Genomic DNA, 20,232 nt, shown 5'->3' on the forward strand with positions numbered 1-20,232 from the left:
GGGAGAGGAGGAGTAGAACGTATCAGTGGGCTTTCTTGCCTTTGCGCTGACTGGCTTGGTTATGTTGCTCGGTGAGCATGCCATTCGTTCCAAACAGTTTTTCTCGCCATTCCTCCAGTAACGCATCGGTGTCGTGCTGGGAGGGGTGGAAATCTCGTTTAAAGAAATCCAGGTACTGGGGAGTTAATTTGGTAAACAACCCTTTGCGGCCGAACAGAAAGGTGAGGCCTTTCCAGTTATTTTTCAGATTAAAAAGGCGACCGTCTGAGGCCAGCATGCGTGCCTGGAAGGCGGCCATTACGGTGAAGAAAAGGACGGTGGTTGGGATCATGGCACCGGTACGAATGGCGTAGCTGCCGCTGACTTTCTCATAGACATCGTAGGCCACGGTTTTGTGTTCGTTTTCTTCCAGCGCATGCCATAACCACAGTTTTAACGTGGTTTCATCAATGAGTTTTTCCTGATGCTCGTCTTCACGTAGCAGCTGTTCAGCGATGATGGCTGTGTAGTGTTCCAGGCACACCGTGGTGGCTAGCTGGAAAATTTTTGGGGTACGTTTCTGCATCAGGCCAATCAGTTTGCCCAGGGATTTGTCCAGCGTGTCCGTGGGATAGCCGAATTTCATGCCCATATTGTTCCAGGCTTCATGCTCTTTGCTGTGCATGGCTTCTTGGCCGATAAATCCGGCCACCTGTGCTTTCAGTGTGCTGTCGGTAATCTCTTTACGGTAATGACGCACGGAATCCACGAAGAACGCTTCGCCTTTTGGGAACAGGGTGGACATGCTCAACCAGAACGCGCTCAAAAAGGGGTCGTTATCATAGAAGTACTTAACGGATGTTTTGTCATCAAACTCAAAGTCCAGCCGACGGGGTGGAATATTGACGGTGGCGCCCAGCGGCACTTTCTGGGCCTTCGCTTGGCCTGACTGAATGGTGGTGGATGCTGTCGTTGTCATGGTGTACTCCTGGTCCCTGGCGGTAGAGTCGCCGTTGAATATCATACTGTGACATTGTTCGATGTAATGGATATTCAGGGTTAGAGCGGGTGAGGTAAATGGCATTTTCGCGCCCCGGTCGGGGCTAGAGGGCCAATCAGCCACGCTGAGCGTGTAATTGGCCCCCTCTGCGAGTACACAAAACAAGGTTTCCTGTTTGCCCGTTGAGGGCGAAGGCGTTAGTTGGGCAGGAACACGGACTTGGTTTCGAGAAACTCTTCAAAGCCGAAACGGCCCCATTCCCGGCCAATCCCCGATTGTTTGTAGCCACCGAAGGCGGCCTGGACATCCGGGTCCGCTCCATTGATGTGGACATTCCCAGTGCGCAGGCGATTGGCGATCTGGCGGGCTTGGGAATCGTCCCCAAACACATAACCGGAAAGGCCGTATTCGGAATCGTTGGCGATGTCGACGGCGTTATCGAGAGTGTCGTAGGGAATCATCACCAGCACGGGGCCAAAGATTTCCTCTCGGGCAATGGTCATCTGGTTGTTCACTTCACTGAACACGGTGGGGCGGGCGAAGTAGCCTTTGTCGATACCCTCGGGCTTACCGGTTCCGCCGGCAACCAATTTGGCGCCTTCTTGTTGGCCTTTCTCGATCATTTTTTGTACCCGTCGGTACTGACGGCTGTTGGCGATTGGGCCCATTACGGTAGCGTCATCGGAGGGATCGCCAACCACTATGGCGTCGCAGACTTGGGCGGCAATACGTTCGGCTTGCGCCAGTTGATCCTCCGGCACCAACATCCGTGACGGCGCATTACAGCTCTGCCCTGTGTTGGCCATCATGGCCTGCACCCCGTGGGTGACGGCCTGTTCTAGGTCACAGCCTGGCAACAAGATATTGGCGGACTTGCCGCCCAGCTCCAGAGACACGCGTTTAATGGTGCTGGCCGCTTCCCGGCTCACGGATTCACCCGCCCGGGTGGAGCCGGTGAGGGATACCATATCAATGCGAGGGTCACTGGATAGCAATGGCCCCACGGCGGCACCGTCGCCATAGACCATGTTGAACACCCCGGCTGGGAGGCCGGCTTCATCAATAATCTGTGCTAGCAGGTTGGCTGACAGCGGGGCAAATTCACTGGGCTTGAGCACCATGGTGCAGCCTGCCGCCATGGCCGGGGCGACCTTGCACATGACCTGGTTCATGGGCCAGTTCCAGGGTGTAATCAAGGCGCATACCCCGGCGGCTTCACGGCGAATCAGCGATTGGCCGACGGTTTCTTCGAAAGGGAACTCACGAGCTATGCCCAAGGCGGTTTTCAGATGGGCAAGCCCCATGGGGGCCTGCACCTTGCTGGCCAGAGAGATCGGTGCGCCCATTTCCTGGCTAATCGCTTCCGCCATTTTTGGCAGATGAGCGTGGTAAGCCTCCAGCATTTTTTCCATGTAGCCCAATCGCTTTTCCAGCGGCAGGGCGGACCAAGTGGGGAAAGCCTGGTGGGCGGCGTCGATAGCTGCATCAATATCCGCGGCTTGGGCCAATGGCAGGGTAGCAATCTGTTCTTCATTAGCGGGGTTGATAACGGCGTGGGTAGTGGCTTCCTCTGTGGGAGAGACCCAACGGCCGTTAATGTAGAACTGCTGCAACGTGTCCATGGAGAGGTCCTTTTGTTGGTCTTCCATTGAGTATGGAGGGTCAACACTACAATAGTGGCATGTAATTTTAAAAAACGGTGTTGGTTCTTCCCTGCGGAATTTGGGCCCCGCCTGAAAGAGGTGGTGTGGCAAGTGGATAAGATAATGCGAGGCCGCAGCTGAAAATGGGCATGCGGTTGGTGTGCTAGCGTCAGCGAAACAGAAAATGAACATGAGACTAGGAGTGAAGCACTGCCTGCTGAGAGACTTTCCCGGGGCGATGCCGATGCCTGATTGTATGTGGGCTGCTCTCTGTAGAGGTGGCTTCATGCGGTGTGCTGAGCACGCGGCTGACCCTCGGCGAAGACATCTACGTTGACGTAGGAATAGTTTTTTTGTGCGTTATTGCTCCTAGGTTTGCGCCCCGAGGGGCGCGTTGTCAAAACGGCTAATTATTCAGAGCAATTGCCGCAGCAGCGACGGCCTACGGTGCTGCCATCAGCTTGCGTTGTTGGCCAGATTAGTCACATGGCGGTGTCATCCTCTGCACAACGGTTGCTTCTGAGCTGCGTTAGCGGCTGGCCACATGGGTGGGCTGTTGCGCATCCCAGCCACCACCCAAGGCGCGGTAAAGCTCGGTTTCGTTGGTCAGTTGTTGCAGTTTTAACGTCACTAACTGCTGGCGGGCCGAGAGAAGAGTGCGTTGGGCATCCAACACCGCAAGGTAATCATCTGCGCCTTGTTCGTAGCGTTGCTGTGACAACGTCAGGGACTGCTCGGTGGCGGTGACCAGCGCCTGTTGAGCCTGCTGCTGGCGAGCCAGCGTATCGCGGGCTTGCAGCGCATTAGCCACTTCCTGAAAGGCGGTTTGTATGGCCTTCTCGTAGCTGGCCACGGCTTGATCCTGACGAACTTCGGCCAGATCAAGATTGGCCCTGTTACGGCCCCCGGAGAAAATGGGCAGAGAAATACTGGGGCTGAACGACCAAGCTTTGGAGCCGCTGTCGAATAGGCCGGACAATTCGCTGCTCATGCTGCCATAAGCGCCGGTGAGCTGAATGCTAGGGAAGAAGGCGGCTCGGGCGGCACCAATATTGGCATTGGCGGCGCGCAGCTGATGCTCAGCTTGTTGCACGTCCGGGCGCAGGGCCAGTAGTGCTGAGGGCAATCCTTCCGGAACCGGCGCCACCAGCGCCAAGGCATCGTTGTTTAGATTCACCGATTTCAGGGTGGGCAGTGGCCCGCCGACCAGAACGGCTAAGGCGTTATAGTCTTGATTCACTTGGCGCTCAAAACTGGCCAGGTTGGCGCGGGCCCCCTGCAAGGCGATTTGTGCCTGGCGCACATCCAGCTCGGTCCCCAGACCGCTCTCGAACCGGCGTTCAATCAATGCCAGAGAGTCCTCCTGTGCGATTACAGTTTCGCGACTGATTGCCAAGTTCTGGCGATCACTGACCAGCGTTAGGTAGCTTTGGGCAACTTGGGCAACCAGCGCGAGCTGGGTGCTGCGCTGAGCCTCTTCGCTGGCGAGATATTTTTCCAGCGACGCATCTTTCAGGCTGCGTACCCGGCCAAACAGATTCAGTTCCCAGGCGGTGACGCCAACTTGCACACCGTATTGATCCGATAATGTGGAATGGCCGGTGCCGGAGAGCTCTGCGGGCAGACGCTGGCGGGTACCGCTGCCGTCCACGGACAGGTTTGGGTACAGGTCGGCGCGCTGGATTTGGTACTGGGCGCGCAGGGCAGCCACATCGAGTACCGCGATACGCAGATCCCGGTTGTTATCCAATGCGCGCTGAATCAGCTGTCGCAATTCCGCGCTCTGATAAAGGCTGGACCAGCCGGGCAGGGTTAGCTCGCTGGCACTATTGCCACCGGCTTCACCGATTTGCGCAGGGACTGGGGAGGGTGGTTGTTGATAGCTGGGGGCGAGGGTGCAGCCACCCAGCATCAGCCCGCCCAGAAGGGCGAGCGTCAGAGGGTTACGGGTCATCAGTGTTACTCCGCGGGGAGTTATTCTTTGTCTTTCTTCTTGCCGTCAAGGGGCACGCCGGAGAGTTTGCGCACCGCCACGTAGAACAGCGGAATAAAGAAGATGGCGAGGACGGTGGCGGTGAGCATGCCGCCGAATACCCCGGTACCGATGGCGTTACGGGCACCGGCGCCAGCACCGGTACTGATCATCAGTGGGGTTACCCCGAGCATGAAGGCCAGTGAGGTCATCAGGATCGGTCGTAGTCGCATGCGCACGGCTTCCAGGGTGGCCTTGAGCAAGTGTTCGCCTTTCTGCTCCAGCTCCAGCGCGAATTCCGCAATCAGAATGGCGTTCTTTGCAGAGAGCCCGATGGTGGTCAATAGCCCCACCTGGAAGAAGACGTCGTTGTTCAGGTCACGGAAGGTAGCGGCCAGTACCGCACCCAGAATGCCCAGAGGGACCACCAGCATTACCGCGAATGGAATCGACCAGCTTTCATACAGGGCGGCCAGGCAGAGGAATACTACCAATAGCGAAATGACATACAGCGCAGGGGCCTGGTCACCGGACTGGCGTTCCTGGTAGGACATGCCGGTCCATTCGAAACCGAACCCGGCGGGCAGTTTGGCAGCTAGCTCTTCCATGGCATCCATGGCGTCGCCGGTACTGTAGCCGGGCGCCGCGTTGCCTTGGATGTTCACCGACGACACACCGTTATAGCGTTCCAGCTTGGGTGAGCCGTACGTCCAGTGACCAGTAGCAAAAGTGGAGAACGGCACCATTTCGCCCTGGTTATTACGCACAAACCAGTCGTTGACGTTTTTCGGTAGCATGCGGTAAGGGGCATCGGCCTGCACATACACTCGTTTTACCCGGCCCCGGTCGACAAAGTTGTTGACGTAGCTGGAGCCCCAGGCAATCTGCAGAGTGCTGTTGATGTCGCTGATGGACAGCCCCAGCGCTTTGGCTTTCTGCTGGTCAATATCGATCTGGTACTGCGGGCTGTCTTCCAGGCCATTGGGGCGTACCCCTGCCAGTCGCGGGTCTTGTGCGGCCATGCCGAGCATCTGGTTACGAGCCTGAATCAGCGCTTCGTGCCCTTGGCCAGATTGGTCCAGCAGCTGGAAGTCGAACCCACTGGCGTTGCCCAGTTCAGGGATCGATGGCGGGTTCAGCGCAAACATCATCGCTTCACGAATGGTTGAGAAATACTCCATGGCACGGCCAACCACATTGTTGGCGCCGTCCACGGATAGATCCCGTTCTGACCAGTCCTTCAGGTTCACGAACGCCATGCCGGCGTTTTGGCCCCGACCGGTGAAACTAAAGCCGGCCACGGTGAACAGACCATCCACCGCGGAGGACTCTTCGTTCAGATAATAGTCCTCCATTTTTTCCAGCACCTTGACCGTCTGCTCTTGGGTAGAGCCCGCCGGCAAGGTCACCAGGGTGAACAAAATCCCCTGATCTTCTTCCGGCAGGAAGCTGGAGGGCAAGCGCATAAAGCTGAAGCCGAGCACACCGACGATCACCACATAGATAAACAGGTAACGGCCCCGGCGGCCGAGGATCTTTTCAACGCTGCCCTGATAACGACGGCTGCTCTTGTCGAAGGTGCGGTTAAACCAGCCGAAGAAGCCATGATCGGTTTGGTGCTCAGTGTCTTTGGCTTTGAGCATGGTGGCACACAGGGCCGGAGTGAGGATCAGTGCCACAAGAACGGACAACACCATGGCAGACACAATGGTGATGGAGAACTGGCGGTAAATGGCACCGGTGGAGCCCGGGAAAAAGGCCATGGGAACGAATACGGCTGACAGTACCAAGGCGATGCCCACTAGCGCGCCGGTAATTTGGCCCATGGATTTACGGGTCGCTTCCTTGGGCGGGAGGCCTTCCTCGTGCATCACCCGTTCCACGTTTTCCACCACCACGATGGCGTCATCAACCAGTAGACCGATGGCCAGCACCATGCCAAACATGGTCAGGGTGTTGATAGAAAAGCCAAAGGCGGCGAGCACTGCAAAAGTGCCCAGCAGTACTACCGGCACTGCCAAGGTAGGAATCAGGGTGGCGCGGAAGTTCTGCAAGAACAGATACATCACCAGGAAAACCAGGATGATGGCCTCGAACAGGGTATGTACCACTTCCTCGATGGAGATACTGACGAAGGGCGTGGTGTCGTAGGGAAACACCATCTCCATCTTGTCAGGGAAGTAGGGCTTTAGTTCGTCCAGGCGGGCACGCAGTGCTTCTGCGGTGTCCAGGGCGTTGGCGCCGGTGGCTAGGCTGATGGCCAAGCCGGCGGCGGGCTGGCCATTGTAACGGCCCTGCACGTCGTAATTCTGGGCCGCCAATTCCACCCGGGCCACGTCTTTGAGGAATACCTGAGAGCCGTCCGGGTTTACTTTCAGCAGGATATTCTCGAATTGATCCACGTCTTCCAGGCGGGTCTGGGCGATGATGGTGGCGTTCAATTGCTGGCCTTCCACGGCCGGTGCGCCGCCCAATTGACCGCTGGCTACCTGGTTGTTTTGAACCTCGATTGTCTGGGTAATATCCTGGGGGGTTAAATCAAACTTGTTCAGCTTGTTCGGATCCAGCCAGACGCGCATGGCGTAGGGGGAACCAAACAGCTGAATTTGACCCACGCCGGGCACCCGGCTTACTGGATCCTGCACGTTGGAGGCGACATAGTCGGCCAAGTCAGCCCGGGACAGGCTGCCATCTTCAGAGGTAAAGCCCGCCACCATCAGGAAGGAGTCGGAGGATTTGGTCACCTGCATCCCCTGTTGCTGCACTTCCTGGGGCAGCAGGGGGGTCGCCAACTGCAGTTTGTTCTGTACCTGTACTTGGGCAATGTCCGGGTCGGTACCGGGGGCGAACGTCAGGTCCACAGCGGCATTACCGAAGGAGTCACTGGTGGAGCTCATGTACAGCAGATTGTCGATCCCGTTCATTTGTTGCTCGATCACCTGGGTGACCGAGTCTTCCACGGTCTTCGCCGAGGCGCCGGGGTAGTTACCGGCAATGGAGACCTGTGGTGGCGCAACGGTGGGGTACTGCTCAATGGGAAGGGTGTAAATGGCCAAGGCTCCGGCCATCATCATGATGATGGCGATCACCCAGGCAAAAATTGGTCGGTCAATAAAAAATCTGGCCATGGAAATCCCGTTTCTCGTCGTTGCGTATTATTGCGCTGCGCTCTGTGCCTCGCCAGTTTCGTCGGCGGGGGGCTGGGGTTGTTCTTGCTGAGCGGGCTCTTGCTTGGCGTTGGCTTTTTCTGTGTCCACAGGGGAGACCTCAGCGCCGGGCTGAATCCGTTGCAAGCCGTCCACAATCAGACGATCACCGTCTTTCAGTCCGTCGGCAATCAGCCACTGGCTGCCTACCGCGCGCTCAGTGCTGACTTTCACTTTTTTGACCTGATTATTGTTGTCGATCAGCATGGCAGAGGCTTGGCCGGTCGGGTCTCGGGTAATGCCTTTCTGGGGAACCAGAATGGCATCCTTGCGTTGACCTTCCGGTAAGCGGCCGCGAACGAACATGCCGGGCAGCAGTTCGCCGTCCGGGTTGGGAAACAGGGCACGCAAGGTGACGGAGCCGGTGCTTTCCTCCACGGCGAATTCGGAAAATTGCAGGGCACCGGCTTCCTTATAGTGGGAGCCGTCTTCCAGGATCAGGGTAATGCGCGCTTCGTCGTCGCTGACTTGTTGCAGCTCACCGGCTTGCATGGCTTGGCGCAGCTGGCGCAACTCGTTGCTGGACTGGGTTAGGTCCACGTAGATTGGGTCGAGTTGGCGAATGGTGGCCAGCGTGTTCGCTTGATTAGCGGTCACCAGGGCACCGGCGGTGACACTGGAGCGGCCAATGCGACCGCTGATGGGCGCTTCTATAGTGGCGTAATCCAGATTAATTTGAGCACTTTGCAGGTTGGCGCGCGCAGCGGCCACCGCGGCTTTGTTCTCATCCAACTGAGCTTGAGCTTCGTCGTATTCCTGCTGACTTACTGCTTTGTAATCCAGAAGTTTTTTGAAGCGTTTGGCGCGTAAATCGTTGGATTTCAGGGTGGCTTGAGCTCGGGCCAGCTCTGCGCGGGCGGTAGCCACCGCTGCCTGATAGGTACGTGAATCTATTTTGTACAGCGGCTCCCCCGCCTTTACTTCTTGACCTTCTTCAAACAGGCGCTTTTCTATCACTCCACTGACTTGGGGCCGCACTTCGGCAATCTGGTGCGCAGTTGTTCGCCCGGGCAGCTCCCGGTTCAAGGTGATAGTGGCCGCCTTGACGGTGACAAAACCGACTTCAGGAGCTTGTTGCTGTTGTTGGCCGGATTGGCCGGCATCGCCGCAGCCACTTAGCTGCAGGGCAAGTACGCCTGCCATCAGGGGGAGAATGAAACCGCTGCGCATAATCACCTCAGTGCTTGGAAACATGCTATAGCACACCATTAGTCGGGCCGATGCAGACCGAGCAGTGATGCTTGCATGAAAAATGAATCGAGTTCAGTATATACGTTCGCAGATGTATGTATAGGTCTTTTGGCCAACTTGCACGAAAAATCCTCAATTCCATTTGGGAGCCTCCAATGGTTCGGCGCACCAAGGCAGAAGCGATGGAAACCCGTACCCATATTCTGGATGCGGCGGAACACGTGTTTCACCGCAAGGGTGTGTTGTCTGCCTCATTAAATGATATTGCCTGTGAGGCGGGCGTGACACGAGGGGCGATTTACTGGCACTTCAAAAATAAACACGATGTGTTTGTGGCCATGGCGGATCGCCGGCGATTGCCATTCGAGGCGCTCGCCCAGCGTGCCGGGGCCGATGATGAGGTGGATCCGCTCGGTCGACTACGTGAGTTTATGGTCTACCTGTTACAGAAAGTGGCACGGGACCCGTCTCAGCGTCGTGTTTTCGAGATCATTTTCCAGAAGTGCGAGCTTAGCGGGGAGAACCTGGACCTGCTGCACCGTCAGCAGGATGCCTGCAAAGATGCTTCTGACGGGTTGGAAACCACGTTCAGGAATGCCATTGCCAGAGGACAGCTGCCCGACGGGTTAGACGTTAGTCGTGCAGTGACCTTGCTGCACAGCTTGCTAACCGGGTTGATCATGCACTGGCTGCTGGATCCGTCAGTGTTCGATATGGCGGAGTCTGCGCCGGATTATGTGGATACCTTCTTGTTTAGCCTGCAGCATTCTCCTTTCTTGCTGAGCGGCCCTGGCGCCTCGACCTGAGGCGGCATAGCGCTTGCCTCGGCTCTGCAATAAAATATCCTTCCGAATTTCCGGCGACCGGTGGGTAGTAATGCATACGCAGTGTGTCCACGTTGAGCTGGTGCCCAGCTTATTCCCCTGCCATTCATATGGCGTGAATTCCCTATTATTATCCATCGCCAAGCTGGGAACCTGATCCATAAACGGAGCCAGGCGTCGGCGGAGGGCACGGTGTACGAAGAGCCTGTGATAGTCGAACGGGTCCGACCCAACGGCCTAGCGATTTCCCTCAGGTTCATTCTGACTTTAATGCTTGCGGCTATCTGGTATTGTTCGTCTGGTGTGAGGCCGGTATATATTGCAACTCCAGCGTGGTGGTTAGAGGAGCAAGGTAACTCATCTCACCTTCTAATCCCCCGATTCCGATTAGTTTGGCGTTGTCCTTTGCCATTGAATCCAAGTCTTTGAACTTCAACTGAGTTTTGAAAATGTCTGATTTTTCACGCGTCCTGTTGGGCGTTAATATCGATCATATCGCCACTCTGCGTCAGGCCCGTGGCACCCGTTATCCGGAACCGGTGCAGGCGGCTTTGATCGCGGAGCAGGCAGGCGCGGATGGTATTACTGTGCATTTGCGTGAAGACCGTCGCCACATCAATGATCGGGATGTGGCATTACTGGCCCAAACATTACAGACGCGAATGAACCTGGAAATGGCGGCTACTGAGGAAATGGTGGGTATTGCCTGTCGGATTCAGCCACCGCATTGTTGCTTGGTGCCGGAAAAACGTGAGGAGCTGACCACTGAGGGTGGCTTGGACGTTGCGGGTAACAAGGCTTGGATTGCCCAGTGCTGCCAGCGATTGGGGCAAGCGGGGATCGAGGTGTCGTTATTTATTGATGCAGAGGAATCGCAAATTCTCGCCGCTCGTGAATGCGGAGCACCGGCCATTGAAATTCACACCGGGGGTTACGCCGACGCGGAAACCGTTGGAGAGCAACAGCAGGAACTGGCGCGTATTCGTTCTGCGGTGGCGTTTGCTCTGGAACAGGGGTTAATTGTGAATGCGGGCCACGGGTTGCATTACCACAATACCTTGCCGATTGCTGAAATTCCCGGCATCAATGAACTGAATATCGGGCATAGCATTATCGCTAGGGCCGCGATTACGGGTTTGGATGAAGCCGTGCGTAGCATGCGCAGCTTGATCAACAAGGCGTGATTATTCCGGGCAGCTCACTTGAGGGTTTCAGGTGAGTTCAGGCTTGCTGGCCTAGGATCATGGCTTGCCCTTGCTCTTGGTAGCGTTGCTCCAAGGCACAGATTTCATCACATAGGGCGGAGACCAGCGGCCCGAGCCCATCCCGGTGGCTACCGGTTTTCAATGCTTCTTCCAATTGCCGGGCGGCTTGCTCCAGCCGTGGCGTGCCGCAGTAACGGGTAGCACCATGGAGTTTGTGTACCCGCTCTAACAAGTCACCGTTATCGTTGCGGTCGAACGCTGCAGAGATAGCCGGGCGCTCCGTCTCCAGGCTGTCGAATAGCATTTTCAGCATTTCAGCAGCCAGATGATCGCGCCCCCCTGCACGACGGCGAGCCAGCTCAGGGTCATATACCTGATCGCTGCCGTCGTTGTTATCAGTGCTATCTGACAGGGCCTCACTGGTGCTCTCTAGTACCCATTTTTCCAACGTATGTCGCAACTGCCCTTCTGTGATGGGTTTGCTCAGATAATCATCCAACCCACTGTCCAGTAATTCGCGTCGCTCGCTTTCCAGTGCGTGGGCGGTGAGCGCCACAATCGGCGTATGGATTCCATTCGGCTCCGCGTTGCGCATGCGTTTGGTGGTTTCCTTTCCGTCCATACCGGGCATCTGGATGTCCATGAAGACCAGGTCGAAAGGGTAGTGCTGGAAGGTATCCAAGGCGCTCTGGCCGCTATCACATGTGGTAACGGTGACACCGAGCTCCTCCAGGAAAACCCGGGCCAATTTTAGATTCCCCGGGTGGTCATCCACCAGCAGCACCGAAACCGGTTGGGAAAACTGACTGCTGGCCTGTTGTCTGGGAGCTGCCGCTGTGTCCTGCCCGCTCAGGGAAAGCAGGGCATTGTGTAGCCGTTGGCGAGTGGCAGGTTTGCCTTCAACGCGGCAGTGGGGGTAATCATCCAGCCAGCGGCAAATATGTTCAGGATTGTTGCACAGCACCAGCGTGGGGGTGCCCAGTGCCGCCAGGTCATCCAGTAGCCGCTGTAGATCAAGATCGGGGCTTTGGCTGGGTAAGCCGACAACCAGGAAATCACTTTTTGCCAGCACTCCATTATCAAGGGTGGCCATCAGATCGTTGAGGCTGTGTTGTTCGTGAATGCGAAGCTGCATATGGCTGAGCATGTGGTACAGCCCCAGGCGGGCGTATTCATCACTTTCGATCAAGGTGGCGGTGCAACCGATCAGGGCGTGGGGCAGCTGCTGGACGGGTTGTTTCGGGTCTCGTTCGGTACGCAGGGTGAACCAGAAGGTCGAACCGCGTTCCTCACTGCTTTCGATACCAATTTCGCCACCCATACCTTCCACCAAACGCTTGCTGATAGCCAATCCAAGCCCGGTGCCGCCTTCCTGCCGGCGGGCGCTTTGGTCGGCCTGGGTAAAGGCGCTGAACAAATCCTTCTGTGCTTCTTGACTTAGTCCGTGGCCGGTATCAGTGACGCTAATTTTGATGATGGCTTCGGCCCCGCGATCTTCTTCCAGCATGGCGCGCACTACTACCGAGCCGTGCTCGGTGAATTTAATCGCGTTGCTAAGCAGGTTGGTCAGTACCTGGCGAATACGCAGGGGGTCGCCCAGCAGAGCCACGGGCACATCGGAATAGATAATGGCCGCCTGCTCCAGTCCCCGTTCCTGAGCCATGGGAGCCAGCAGCGTCTGTACGTCCTCGATCAGATCGTGAAGGTTAAGAGGGGTGTGATCGAGAGAGAGTTTGCCGGCTTCGATTTTGGAAAAATCGAGTACATCATTGATGATCGCCAGCAAAGATTCTGCGCTTTTATGAATGGTGGAGAGGTAGTCTTCTTGGCGTGGACTCAGCGGAGAGCGGTCAAGTAATTTGGTAAACCCCAGTATGCCGTTGAGCGGGGTACGAATTTCGTGGCTCATGTTGGCCAAGAATTCAGACTTGATGTGGCTGGCTTTCAGAGCTTCCTTGCGGGCCATGTCCAGTTCGATGTTTTGAATTTCGATAGTTTCCAGGGTTTCGCGTAAATCCTGGGTGGCTTGATCCACGTTTTGCTGTAACTCCGTTTGCGCGTCGGCCAGTGCGGCCACCATTTGTCGCAGGGCAGTTTCCAGCTCAGATAGCTCGCCTTTGGCTTGGGTGTTAATCGCCATACTCAGGTCACCATCGCGAATGTGATGCACGGCGTTGACCATGTCGCTGATGGGCTGGGTAAGTTGTCGGGAAAAACGCAGTGTGGGGATCATGGTGATGATGATCAGGCCCAGCATTACCAGCAACAGAGTCAGCAGGTTTTCCAAGGTGGAAAGGTATTGCCCTTGCCGGGAAAACTCCACGGTGAGTTGAGCGGGCAGCATGCCGCTCAGGTCCCGTTGAAGTTGCCAGCTGGTATCCGTGGTAATGCGGCCCTGTTCATCAGTTGTGGCGGCGGTGGGCGTGGGGCGCAGCCGTGGGCCGGAGTGGATGATGAGCTTGTCGTCGTTGTATATCAGAGTAGCGGCGCGCACGTCCTGTTCTTCCAGCAATTGGCGTAACAGCATTTGCTGCTTGCGCTGGCTGCTTTGGGGCAGGGTTTCCAATTGGGCGGCATAGCTATCGGTGATCAGTTGCTGGCGTTGAGCATTAGTATCACGGACATCGATAATGCGGTTAACCGTAGAGTAGCCACCAATAACCAGCGCCGCCAACAAGGCGGGCAAGGTGGCCATGAACATCAGACGTGAGCGAAGGCTTTGGTTAACCATGGATCCCCGATTGCTGTTGTTTTCCCCATTATGCCTGAAGAGCAGCAACATGCAGCACGCTCCACATAACAGTGTGGCTAACGGGGTTGCCCTGCACTTCAGAGTGCTCTGCACTGATAATAGGACGCGGCCCTAGCGCGTTAATTCTGTGCACTCCCAACCGTGTTGTTGCGTCAAGCGTGCAGCACGAAGGGGCTTTTTAGGTACAATACGCGCCATGAATTATAAAACCATTGAACAGACCGTGGGTAATACGCCTCTTGTGCGCTTGCAGCGCATGCCGGGAAAGACCAGCAATATCATTCTGGTCAAGCTCGAGGGCAATAACCCCGCCGGTTCGGTAAAAGACCGCCCGGCATTAAACATGATCCTCAAGGCCGAGCAGCGTGGCGATATCCAGCCCGGTGATACCTTGATCGAAGCGACCAGTGGCAACACCGGTATAGCGCTGGCCATGGCCGCCGCCATGCGCGGTTATCGCATGAAATTAATCATGCCGGCTAACCAGAGCCAGGAACGCCGTGATGCCATGGCCGCCTACGGCGCCGAGCTGATTTCCGTGAGTAAAGAGCAGGGCATGGAAGGCGCGCGGGATTTGGCTCAGGCCATGCAGGCGCGGGGTGAAGGCACGGTGCTGGACCAATTTGGTAACCCGGATAATCCACTGGCCCACTATGAAAGCACCGGTCCGGAAATTTGGCGCGATACGAATGGCACCATTACCCATTTCGTGAGTTCCATGGGCACAACCGGCACCATCATGGGCTGCAGTATGTACCTCAAGGAGCAGAATCCGGCTATTCAGATTGTCGGCCTGCAACCGGTGGACGGGGCATCCATTCCAGGTATCCGCCGCTGGCCGAAGGAATATCTGCCCACTATCTATGATGATGCCAGGGTGGATCGGGTGGTGGATATGGGGCAGACGCTGGCAGAACGCACTATGCGTCGTCTGGCCCGTGAAGAGGGAATTAGCTGCGGAGTCTCGTCCGGTGGAGCGGTGGCCGGTGCATTGCAGTTGAGTGAAGAACTGCAAAATGCCGTTATCGTGGCGATTATCTGTGATCGGGGTGACCGTTACTTGTCCACCGGCGTGTTTCAGGAAGCACAGCAAGGAGAAACTCAGGAATGAATGTTCTTGTTTTTGATATCGAAACCATTCCAGATCTGGATGGCGGACGCCGTATTTATGATTTGGACGGCCTGAGCGACAAGGATACGGCCAGTGCCTTGCTTAACCTGCGCCGCCAAGAAAACGGCACCGAATTTCTGCGCCTGCACTTGCATCGCATTGTTGCTATCTCTGTGGTGTTGCGCTCACCGCAAGGCCTCAAGGTGTGGACGCTGGGCGATGAAAACAGCACGGAAAAAGAGCTGATCGAGCGTTTTTATGATGGCATCGATCGCTTTACTCCTAATCTGGTGAGCTGGAATGGCGGCGGTTTTGACCTGCCTGTTCTGCATTACCGCGCGCTCAAGCATGGGGTCACCGCTCACCGTTACTGGGAAACCGGCAACGAAGACACCAGCTTTAAATGGAACAACTACCTGAGCCGCTACCATCAGCGTCACCTGGACCTGATGGACGTGCTGGCCATGTACAACGGACGTGCTAATGCGCCGCTGGACCAGATCGCCACGCTGCTGGGCTTTCCGGGCAAAATGGGCATGAGCGGCGGCAAGGTTTTCGATGCCTTCCAGGAGGGCGACCTCAAGGGCATTCGCGATTACTGCGAAACCGATGTGCTCAACACCTGGTTGGTTTACCTGCGCTTTCAGTTGATGCGCGGTGAGCTGGATGCCACCGGATACGACCAGGAGCTGACCTTGCTGCAGGATTACCTGAAGCAGGAAGGGCACCCGCACTTTCTGGCGTTTCTGGATACCTGGCAGAAGGCATCGGGGGCGTGATACCCCCGGGCGCGTCGCAAATCTGACGTTCGCCGCCTGAAACGATACAATCCGCACCACATTGGCAGCTGGCCCTGGCGGCTGCCCACCCTAGCTGTACATTCCAGAGCATTGAGATTTCCATGGCACGACGTCGCAAGCAGTTACCGGAAACGCCGGAACCCGCCAGCATTGAAACCCTGAGCCACGATGGCCGGGGCATCGCCCGTCGCGATGGCAAAACCACCTTTATTGATAATGCACTTCCCGGTGAGGAGGTGATGTTCAAATTCACCTATATGCGCCGCAAGTTCGATGAAGGCAAAGCCGTGGAAATTGTGACTGCCTCGCCGGATCGGGTCACCCCACCTTGCGAGCACAGTACCCTGTGTGGTGGCTGTAGCCTGCAGCATATGAGCCCTGAGGTGCAGGTATCGCGCAAACAAGCAGTCTTGCGCGAACAACTAGCGCATTTTGGTGGGCTGGAACCGGAAGAATGGCTGGCGCCGCTGACCGGACCGGTAACCGGTTATCGCAGTAAGGCGCGCATGGGCGTGAAATACGTGGAAGCCAAGGGCGAAACGCTGGTGGGCTTTCGGGAGAAACGAAATAGCTTCATCGCTCAGTTACACACCTGTGAGGTGCTGATTCCCGATGTGGGCCACCGTATTGATGCGTTGCGTACGCTAATGCACGGCCTGGAAAGTCGTAGTCGCATTCCGCAGATCGAATTGGCCGCCGGCGATGACGACGTGGCCCTGATTATCCGCCACCTGGATCCACTGCCTGAGGCAGATCAACAAGCCCTGCTGGGCTTTTGTCAGAATCTAGGTTGGCACTGTTATCTGCAGCCGGGCAACGAAAGCACGGTGCATCGTATTTGGCCGCAAGAGGGTGAACAGCGCCTGTACTACAAACATCCGTCGGCAGGGGTTGAGCTGGCCTTTCACCCTACGGATTTCACCCAGGTGAATGCAGAAATTAACCGCAAGATGGTGCCGTTGGCATTGGACTTGCTGGATATCTCACCGGATCACACGGTACTGGACCTGTTCTGCGGCCTGGGGAATTTCACCATTCCTGCCGCCAAGCGGGCCGGCAAGGTGGTGGGCGTGGAGGTCAGCCAGGCCATGGTGGAGCGCGGTTACGAGAACGCCCGTCGTAACAGCTTGGAAAACCTGGAGTTTCACGCCTGGGACCTGAGCCAGGACGTTAGCGGTCAGGCCTGGGCCAGACAGACCTATGACCGTATCTTGATTGATCCGCCCCGTACCGGGGCACTGGAAATGGTGAAACTGATGCCCCGCCTTGGTGCGTCGAAGATTGTTTATGTGTCATGCAACCCCGCCACATTGGCCCGTGATGCCGGGGAACTGATGGCGCTGGGCTACCGTCTTAAAGCGGCCGGTGTGATGGATATGTTCCCTCATACTACCCACGTTGAGTCCATCGCTGTATTCGAAAAAGCGAAGAAAAAGTAGCAGGATTTGCCATGGTAACGGTTCGTCGTCAGCCTTCTGAAGGTTCTATCGTTCACTGGAGAGATTGGATCGTCCAGTTGGAAGGCCGTGCGCCGGTCCGTGAGCGTGCTTTGTTGGAACAAGCCTGCGAACGCGCAGAGCAATGTCAGCTGGCCGGCGAAGCGGCGGGGCGAGTGTGGCCCTACGGCAAAGGCTGCCTGGATATCGGCCTGGAGATGGCCGAAGTGCTGGTGGACCTAGGGGCCGACAGCGATGTTCTTCCCGCCGCTATCCTTTACCGGGCGGTGCGTGAAGGGCAGGTCACCCTGCTGGAAGTGGAGAAAGAATTTGGCCCGGAGGTGGCGAACCTGATTGAAGGCGTGCTGCGCATGGCGGCAATCAGTACCTCCCTTAACCCTACCCGTAAAGCCGTATTGGGCCAGCAGGATGGCCAGCTGGACAATATGCGCAAGATGCTGGTGGCCATGGTCGACGACGTGCGCGTTGCCTTGGTTAAGCTTGCCGAACGCACCGTGATCATTCGTGCCGTCAAGGAATCGGGCCCGGAGCGCCAGAGCAAGGTGGCGCAGGAAATCTTCGATATCTACGCGCCGCTGGCCCACCGACTCGGCGTGGGTCAGTTGAAGTGGGAGCTGGAGGATCTGTCTTTCCGCTACCTGCAATCAGGTGCCTACAAGAAAATTGCCAAGTTGCTGGATGAGAAACGCCTGGCTCGCGAGCAGTATATTGAAAATGTACTGGAGCAGCTGCGCGGTTATCTGAAAAAGAACGGCATCGGTGGTGCCGACGTGAATGGCCGTGCCAAGCATATCTACAGTATCTGGCGGAAGATGCAGAAAAAGCATCTGGACTTTGGTGAAGTCTATGATGTGCGCGCGGTGCGTATTCTGGTGCCGGAAGTGCGTGATTGTTATGCCGCTCTGGGGGTGGTTCATTCACTTTGGCAGCACGTGCCTAAGGAGTTCGACGACTACATTGCCAGCCCCAAGGGCAATGGCTACCAGAGCCTGCATACCGCGGTAGTCGGCCCGGAACGCAAGATGCTTGAAGTGCAGATTCGTACCTTCGATATGCACGAAGAAGCGGAGCTGGGGGTCTGCGCTCACTGGCGTTACAAAGAAGGGGCCAAGAAAGGCAAAAGCGGTGTTACCGATTACGAACAGCGCATTGCCTGGCTTCGTCAGGTGCTCGAATGGCATGAAGAGCTGGGCGACGACAGCCCGGATGCCATGGTGGATGAACTGCGCCACGGCCTAGTCAGTGACCGGGTGTATGTCTTCACCCCGGAAGGGCATGTGGTGGACTTGGAATCTGGCGCTACGCCGGTGGACTTTGCCTACCACATTCATACCGAAGTGGGGCATCGCTGCCGTGGCGCCAAGGTTAACGGCCATATCGTGCCATTGAACTACAGTCTGAACACCGGCGAACAGGTCACCATTCTCACCACCAAAGAAGGTGGCCCCAGCCGTGACTGGTTGACCCCGTCGCTGGGTTATGTGGCTACCTCGTCAGCTCGGGCAAGAATACAACAATGGTTTAAACGTCAGGATCGCGATGTCCACATCGTCCAGGGTCGCACCATCCTGGAAAAGGAAATGTCGCGGTTAGCGTTGGATAAAGTCGACCTTGATACCCTTGCGCCTCACCTTAACCTGAAAACCGGTGATGATGTTTTGGCGTCGTTGGGGGCGGGGGATTTGCGGCCTGGGCATGTGGTTAATCAAGTGCAGGCCCTGCAGCCAGACCACAACCAGCAAGAACTGGAATTTGTTCCCGCCAAACCGAAAGCCTCCACCAGTGGTGATATTACCATTCATGGCGTGGGTAACTTACTGACGCACATGGCCGGTTGTTGCCAACCGGTACCTGGCGATCAGGTCATGGGTTTCATCACCCAAGGGCGAGGCGTGACAGTGCACCGCGCTGACTGTGAAAAGCTGCTGGCGATGCAGGGTGATGACCCTAACCGGGTGATCGAGGTTACCTGGGGCGAAGCGGATCGGATTACCTACCCAGTGGATGTGTTCCTGCGTGCCTGGGACCGACAAGGCTTGCTCAAGGACGTGATTGCGGTGCTGGCCAATGAAAAGGTCAACGTGACCGCGGTGCACACCCAATCTCATCAGGACGATAACACCGCCACCATGCTGCTCACGCTGGAAATTGCGACCCTGGGTAACCTGGGCAAAGTATTGGCCAAGCTGGATCAGCTCAAAGGCGTATTGGAAGTACGACGCTACAAGAAATGATTAAAGGAAAGCATGTCTAACATCGAAATGTTGTTGTCCATCATGGCCCAACTCCGCGACCCGGAAACCGGCTGTCCGTGGGACATCAAACAGGATTTTGATTCCATCGCTCCTTACACCATTGAGGAAGCCTTCGAGGTGGCCGAGGCCATTGCCTTGCGGGACTATCCTGAGTTGAAGGAAGAACTGGGCGACCTGTTACTGCAGGTCGTGTTCCATTCGCAAATGGCGCAAGAGCAGGGGCTGTTCGATTTCAATGAGGTTGTGCAGGTGCTGTGTGACAAGATGGTTCGCCGTCACCCCCATGTATTTGCCGGTACCCAGGCCGATGACGAACAAGCAGTAAAAGCAAACTGGGAACAGATCAAGCAACAGGAGCGCACCCGTAAGGGCCGTGACCATAACAGCACCATCGATGGCGTCCCGACAGGGCTTCCCGCATTGCAGCGTGCGGGCAAAGTACAGAAGAAAGCCGCCAAGGTGGGTTTTGATTGGCGCGCCCCGGAGCCGGTTCGTGAGCAGGTGAGCCGGGAGTTGGCGGAGCTGGACGAAGCGCTTTCCAGTGGCCACAAAGATGCCATCGAAGATGAGTTTGGCGATGTGCTTTTTACTCTTGTAAACCTGTCCAGGCACCTAAAGATAGACCCTGAACAGGCGTTGCGCCGGGCAACCAACAAGTTCGAACGGCGTTTTCGCACCATGGAACGTGAGCAGCTCAGCCCACTGAAATTATTAGATGAAAGCGCGCTGGAGGCCGCCTGGCAGGAAGCGAAGAAAGCGGCAGATTGACCACACATACCCCCCTCTTGTTCCCGTGAAATAAAAGCTTCATATAAGAGAAACCTTTCAGTCATTCAC

The 20,232-nt window shown here is 56.5% G+C and carries 14 protein-coding genes; 7 read left to right on the forward strand and 7 right to left on the reverse strand.

The window, feature by feature from the left end:
- Positions 1–22: 22 nt before the first annotated feature.
- The 5 genes from ABNH10_RS10965 to ABNH10_RS10985 form a co-directional block, all read right to left on the reverse strand.
- Positions 23–958 carry a metal-dependent hydrolase gene (locus ABNH10_RS10965; RefSeq protein ID WP_349385964.1) on the reverse strand — a complete coding sequence of 312 codons (936 nt, stop codon included), beginning with the start codon at positions 956–958 and terminating at the stop codon, positions 23–25.
- Between the two features lie 218 nt (positions 959–1,176).
- On the reverse strand, positions 1,177–2,601 hold the full coding sequence (locus tag ABNH10_RS10970) for an aldehyde dehydrogenase family protein (RefSeq protein ID WP_349385965.1): 1,425 nt from the start codon (positions 2,599–2,601) through the stop codon (positions 1,177–1,179).
- Between the two features lie 550 nt (positions 2,602–3,151).
- The gene (locus ABNH10_RS10975; RefSeq protein WP_349385966.1) at positions 3,152–4,576 is read right to left on the reverse strand and encodes an efflux transporter outer membrane subunit; all 1,425 of its coding nucleotides are present in this window, start codon (positions 4,574–4,576) and stop codon (positions 3,152–3,154) included.
- A gap of 20 nt (positions 4,577–4,596) precedes the next feature.
- Positions 4,597–7,722: an efflux RND transporter permease subunit gene (locus ABNH10_RS10980; protein ID WP_349385967.1), complete on the reverse strand. Its 3,126-nt coding sequence runs from the start codon at positions 7,720–7,722 to the stop codon at positions 4,597–4,599.
- Between the two features lie 27 nt (positions 7,723–7,749).
- On the reverse strand, positions 7,750–8,994 hold the full coding sequence (locus tag ABNH10_RS10985; protein ID WP_349385968.1) for an efflux RND transporter periplasmic adaptor subunit: 1,245 nt from the start codon (positions 8,992–8,994) through the stop codon (positions 7,750–7,752).
- Positions 8,995–9,146: 152 nt separating this feature from the next.
- Here ABNH10_RS10985 and ABNH10_RS10990 point away from each other — a divergent pair, with 152 nt between their 5' ends.
- Positions 9,147–9,797, forward strand: a complete 651-nt coding sequence (locus ABNH10_RS10990) for a TetR family transcriptional regulator (protein ID WP_349385969.1) — start codon at positions 9,147–9,149, stop codon at positions 9,795–9,797.
- Here ABNH10_RS10990 and ABNH10_RS16280 read toward each other — a convergent pair.
- Positions 9,725–10,135 carry a helix-turn-helix domain-containing protein gene (locus ABNH10_RS16280; protein WP_502877131.1) on the reverse strand — a complete coding sequence of 137 codons (411 nt, stop codon included), beginning with the start codon at positions 10,133–10,135 and terminating at the stop codon, positions 9,725–9,727. The two genes, ABNH10_RS10990 and ABNH10_RS16280, sit on opposite strands and share 73 nt — an antisense overlap.
- A gap of 129 nt (positions 10,136–10,264) precedes the next feature.
- Between ABNH10_RS16280 and pdxJ the strand changes: the two genes are divergently transcribed.
- Positions 10,265–10,999, forward strand: a complete 735-nt coding sequence (gene pdxJ, locus ABNH10_RS10995; RefSeq protein WP_349385970.1) for a pyridoxine 5'-phosphate synthase — start codon at positions 10,265–10,267, stop codon at positions 10,997–10,999.
- 37 nt (positions 11,000–11,036) lie between these two features.
- Here the strand turns inward: pdxJ and ABNH10_RS11000 are convergent, their stop codons facing one another.
- Positions 11,037–13,751, reverse strand: a complete 2,715-nt coding sequence (locus tag ABNH10_RS11000; protein ID WP_349385971.1) for a response regulator — start codon at positions 13,749–13,751, stop codon at positions 11,037–11,039.
- A 217-nt stretch (positions 13,752–13,968) separates the two neighbouring features.
- Between ABNH10_RS11000 and cysM the strand changes: the two genes are divergently transcribed.
- The 5 genes from cysM to mazG all read left to right on the forward strand — a co-directional run bounded on the left by cysM (position 13,969) and on the right by mazG (position 20,163).
- Positions 13,969–14,883 (forward strand): cysteine synthase CysM, encoded by a 915-nt coding sequence (cysM, locus tag ABNH10_RS11005; protein ID WP_349385972.1) that lies wholly within the window; start codon positions 13,969–13,971, stop codon positions 14,881–14,883.
- Positions 14,880–15,662 carry a 3'-5' exonuclease gene (locus tag ABNH10_RS11010; RefSeq protein WP_349385973.1) on the forward strand — a complete coding sequence of 261 codons (783 nt, stop codon included), beginning with the start codon at positions 14,880–14,882 and terminating at the stop codon, positions 15,660–15,662. Before cysM ends, ABNH10_RS11010 begins: the two co-directional genes overlap by 4 nt.
- Positions 15,663–15,784: 122 nt before the next feature.
- Complete coding sequence (rlmD, locus tag ABNH10_RS11015) at positions 15,785–17,122, forward strand: 23S rRNA (uracil(1939)-C(5))-methyltransferase RlmD (RefSeq protein ID WP_349385974.1); 1,338 nt, start codon at positions 15,785–15,787, stop codon at positions 17,120–17,122.
- 11 nt (positions 17,123–17,133) lie between these two features.
- Entirely contained in the window at positions 17,134–19,374 is a 2,241-nt protein-coding gene (gene relA, locus ABNH10_RS11020; RefSeq protein WP_349385975.1) for a GTP diphosphokinase, read from the forward strand.
- Positions 19,375–19,386: 12 nt separating this feature from the next.
- Complete coding sequence (mazG, locus tag ABNH10_RS11025) at positions 19,387–20,163, forward strand: nucleoside triphosphate pyrophosphohydrolase (RefSeq protein WP_349385976.1); 777 nt, start codon at positions 19,387–19,389, stop codon at positions 20,161–20,163.
- Positions 20,164–20,232 lie beyond the last annotated feature (69 nt).

The sequence above is a fragment of the Alcanivorax sp. genome (assembly GCF_040119285.1).
Lineage (GTDB): Bacteria > Pseudomonadota > Gammaproteobacteria > Pseudomonadales > Alcanivoracaceae > Alcanivorax.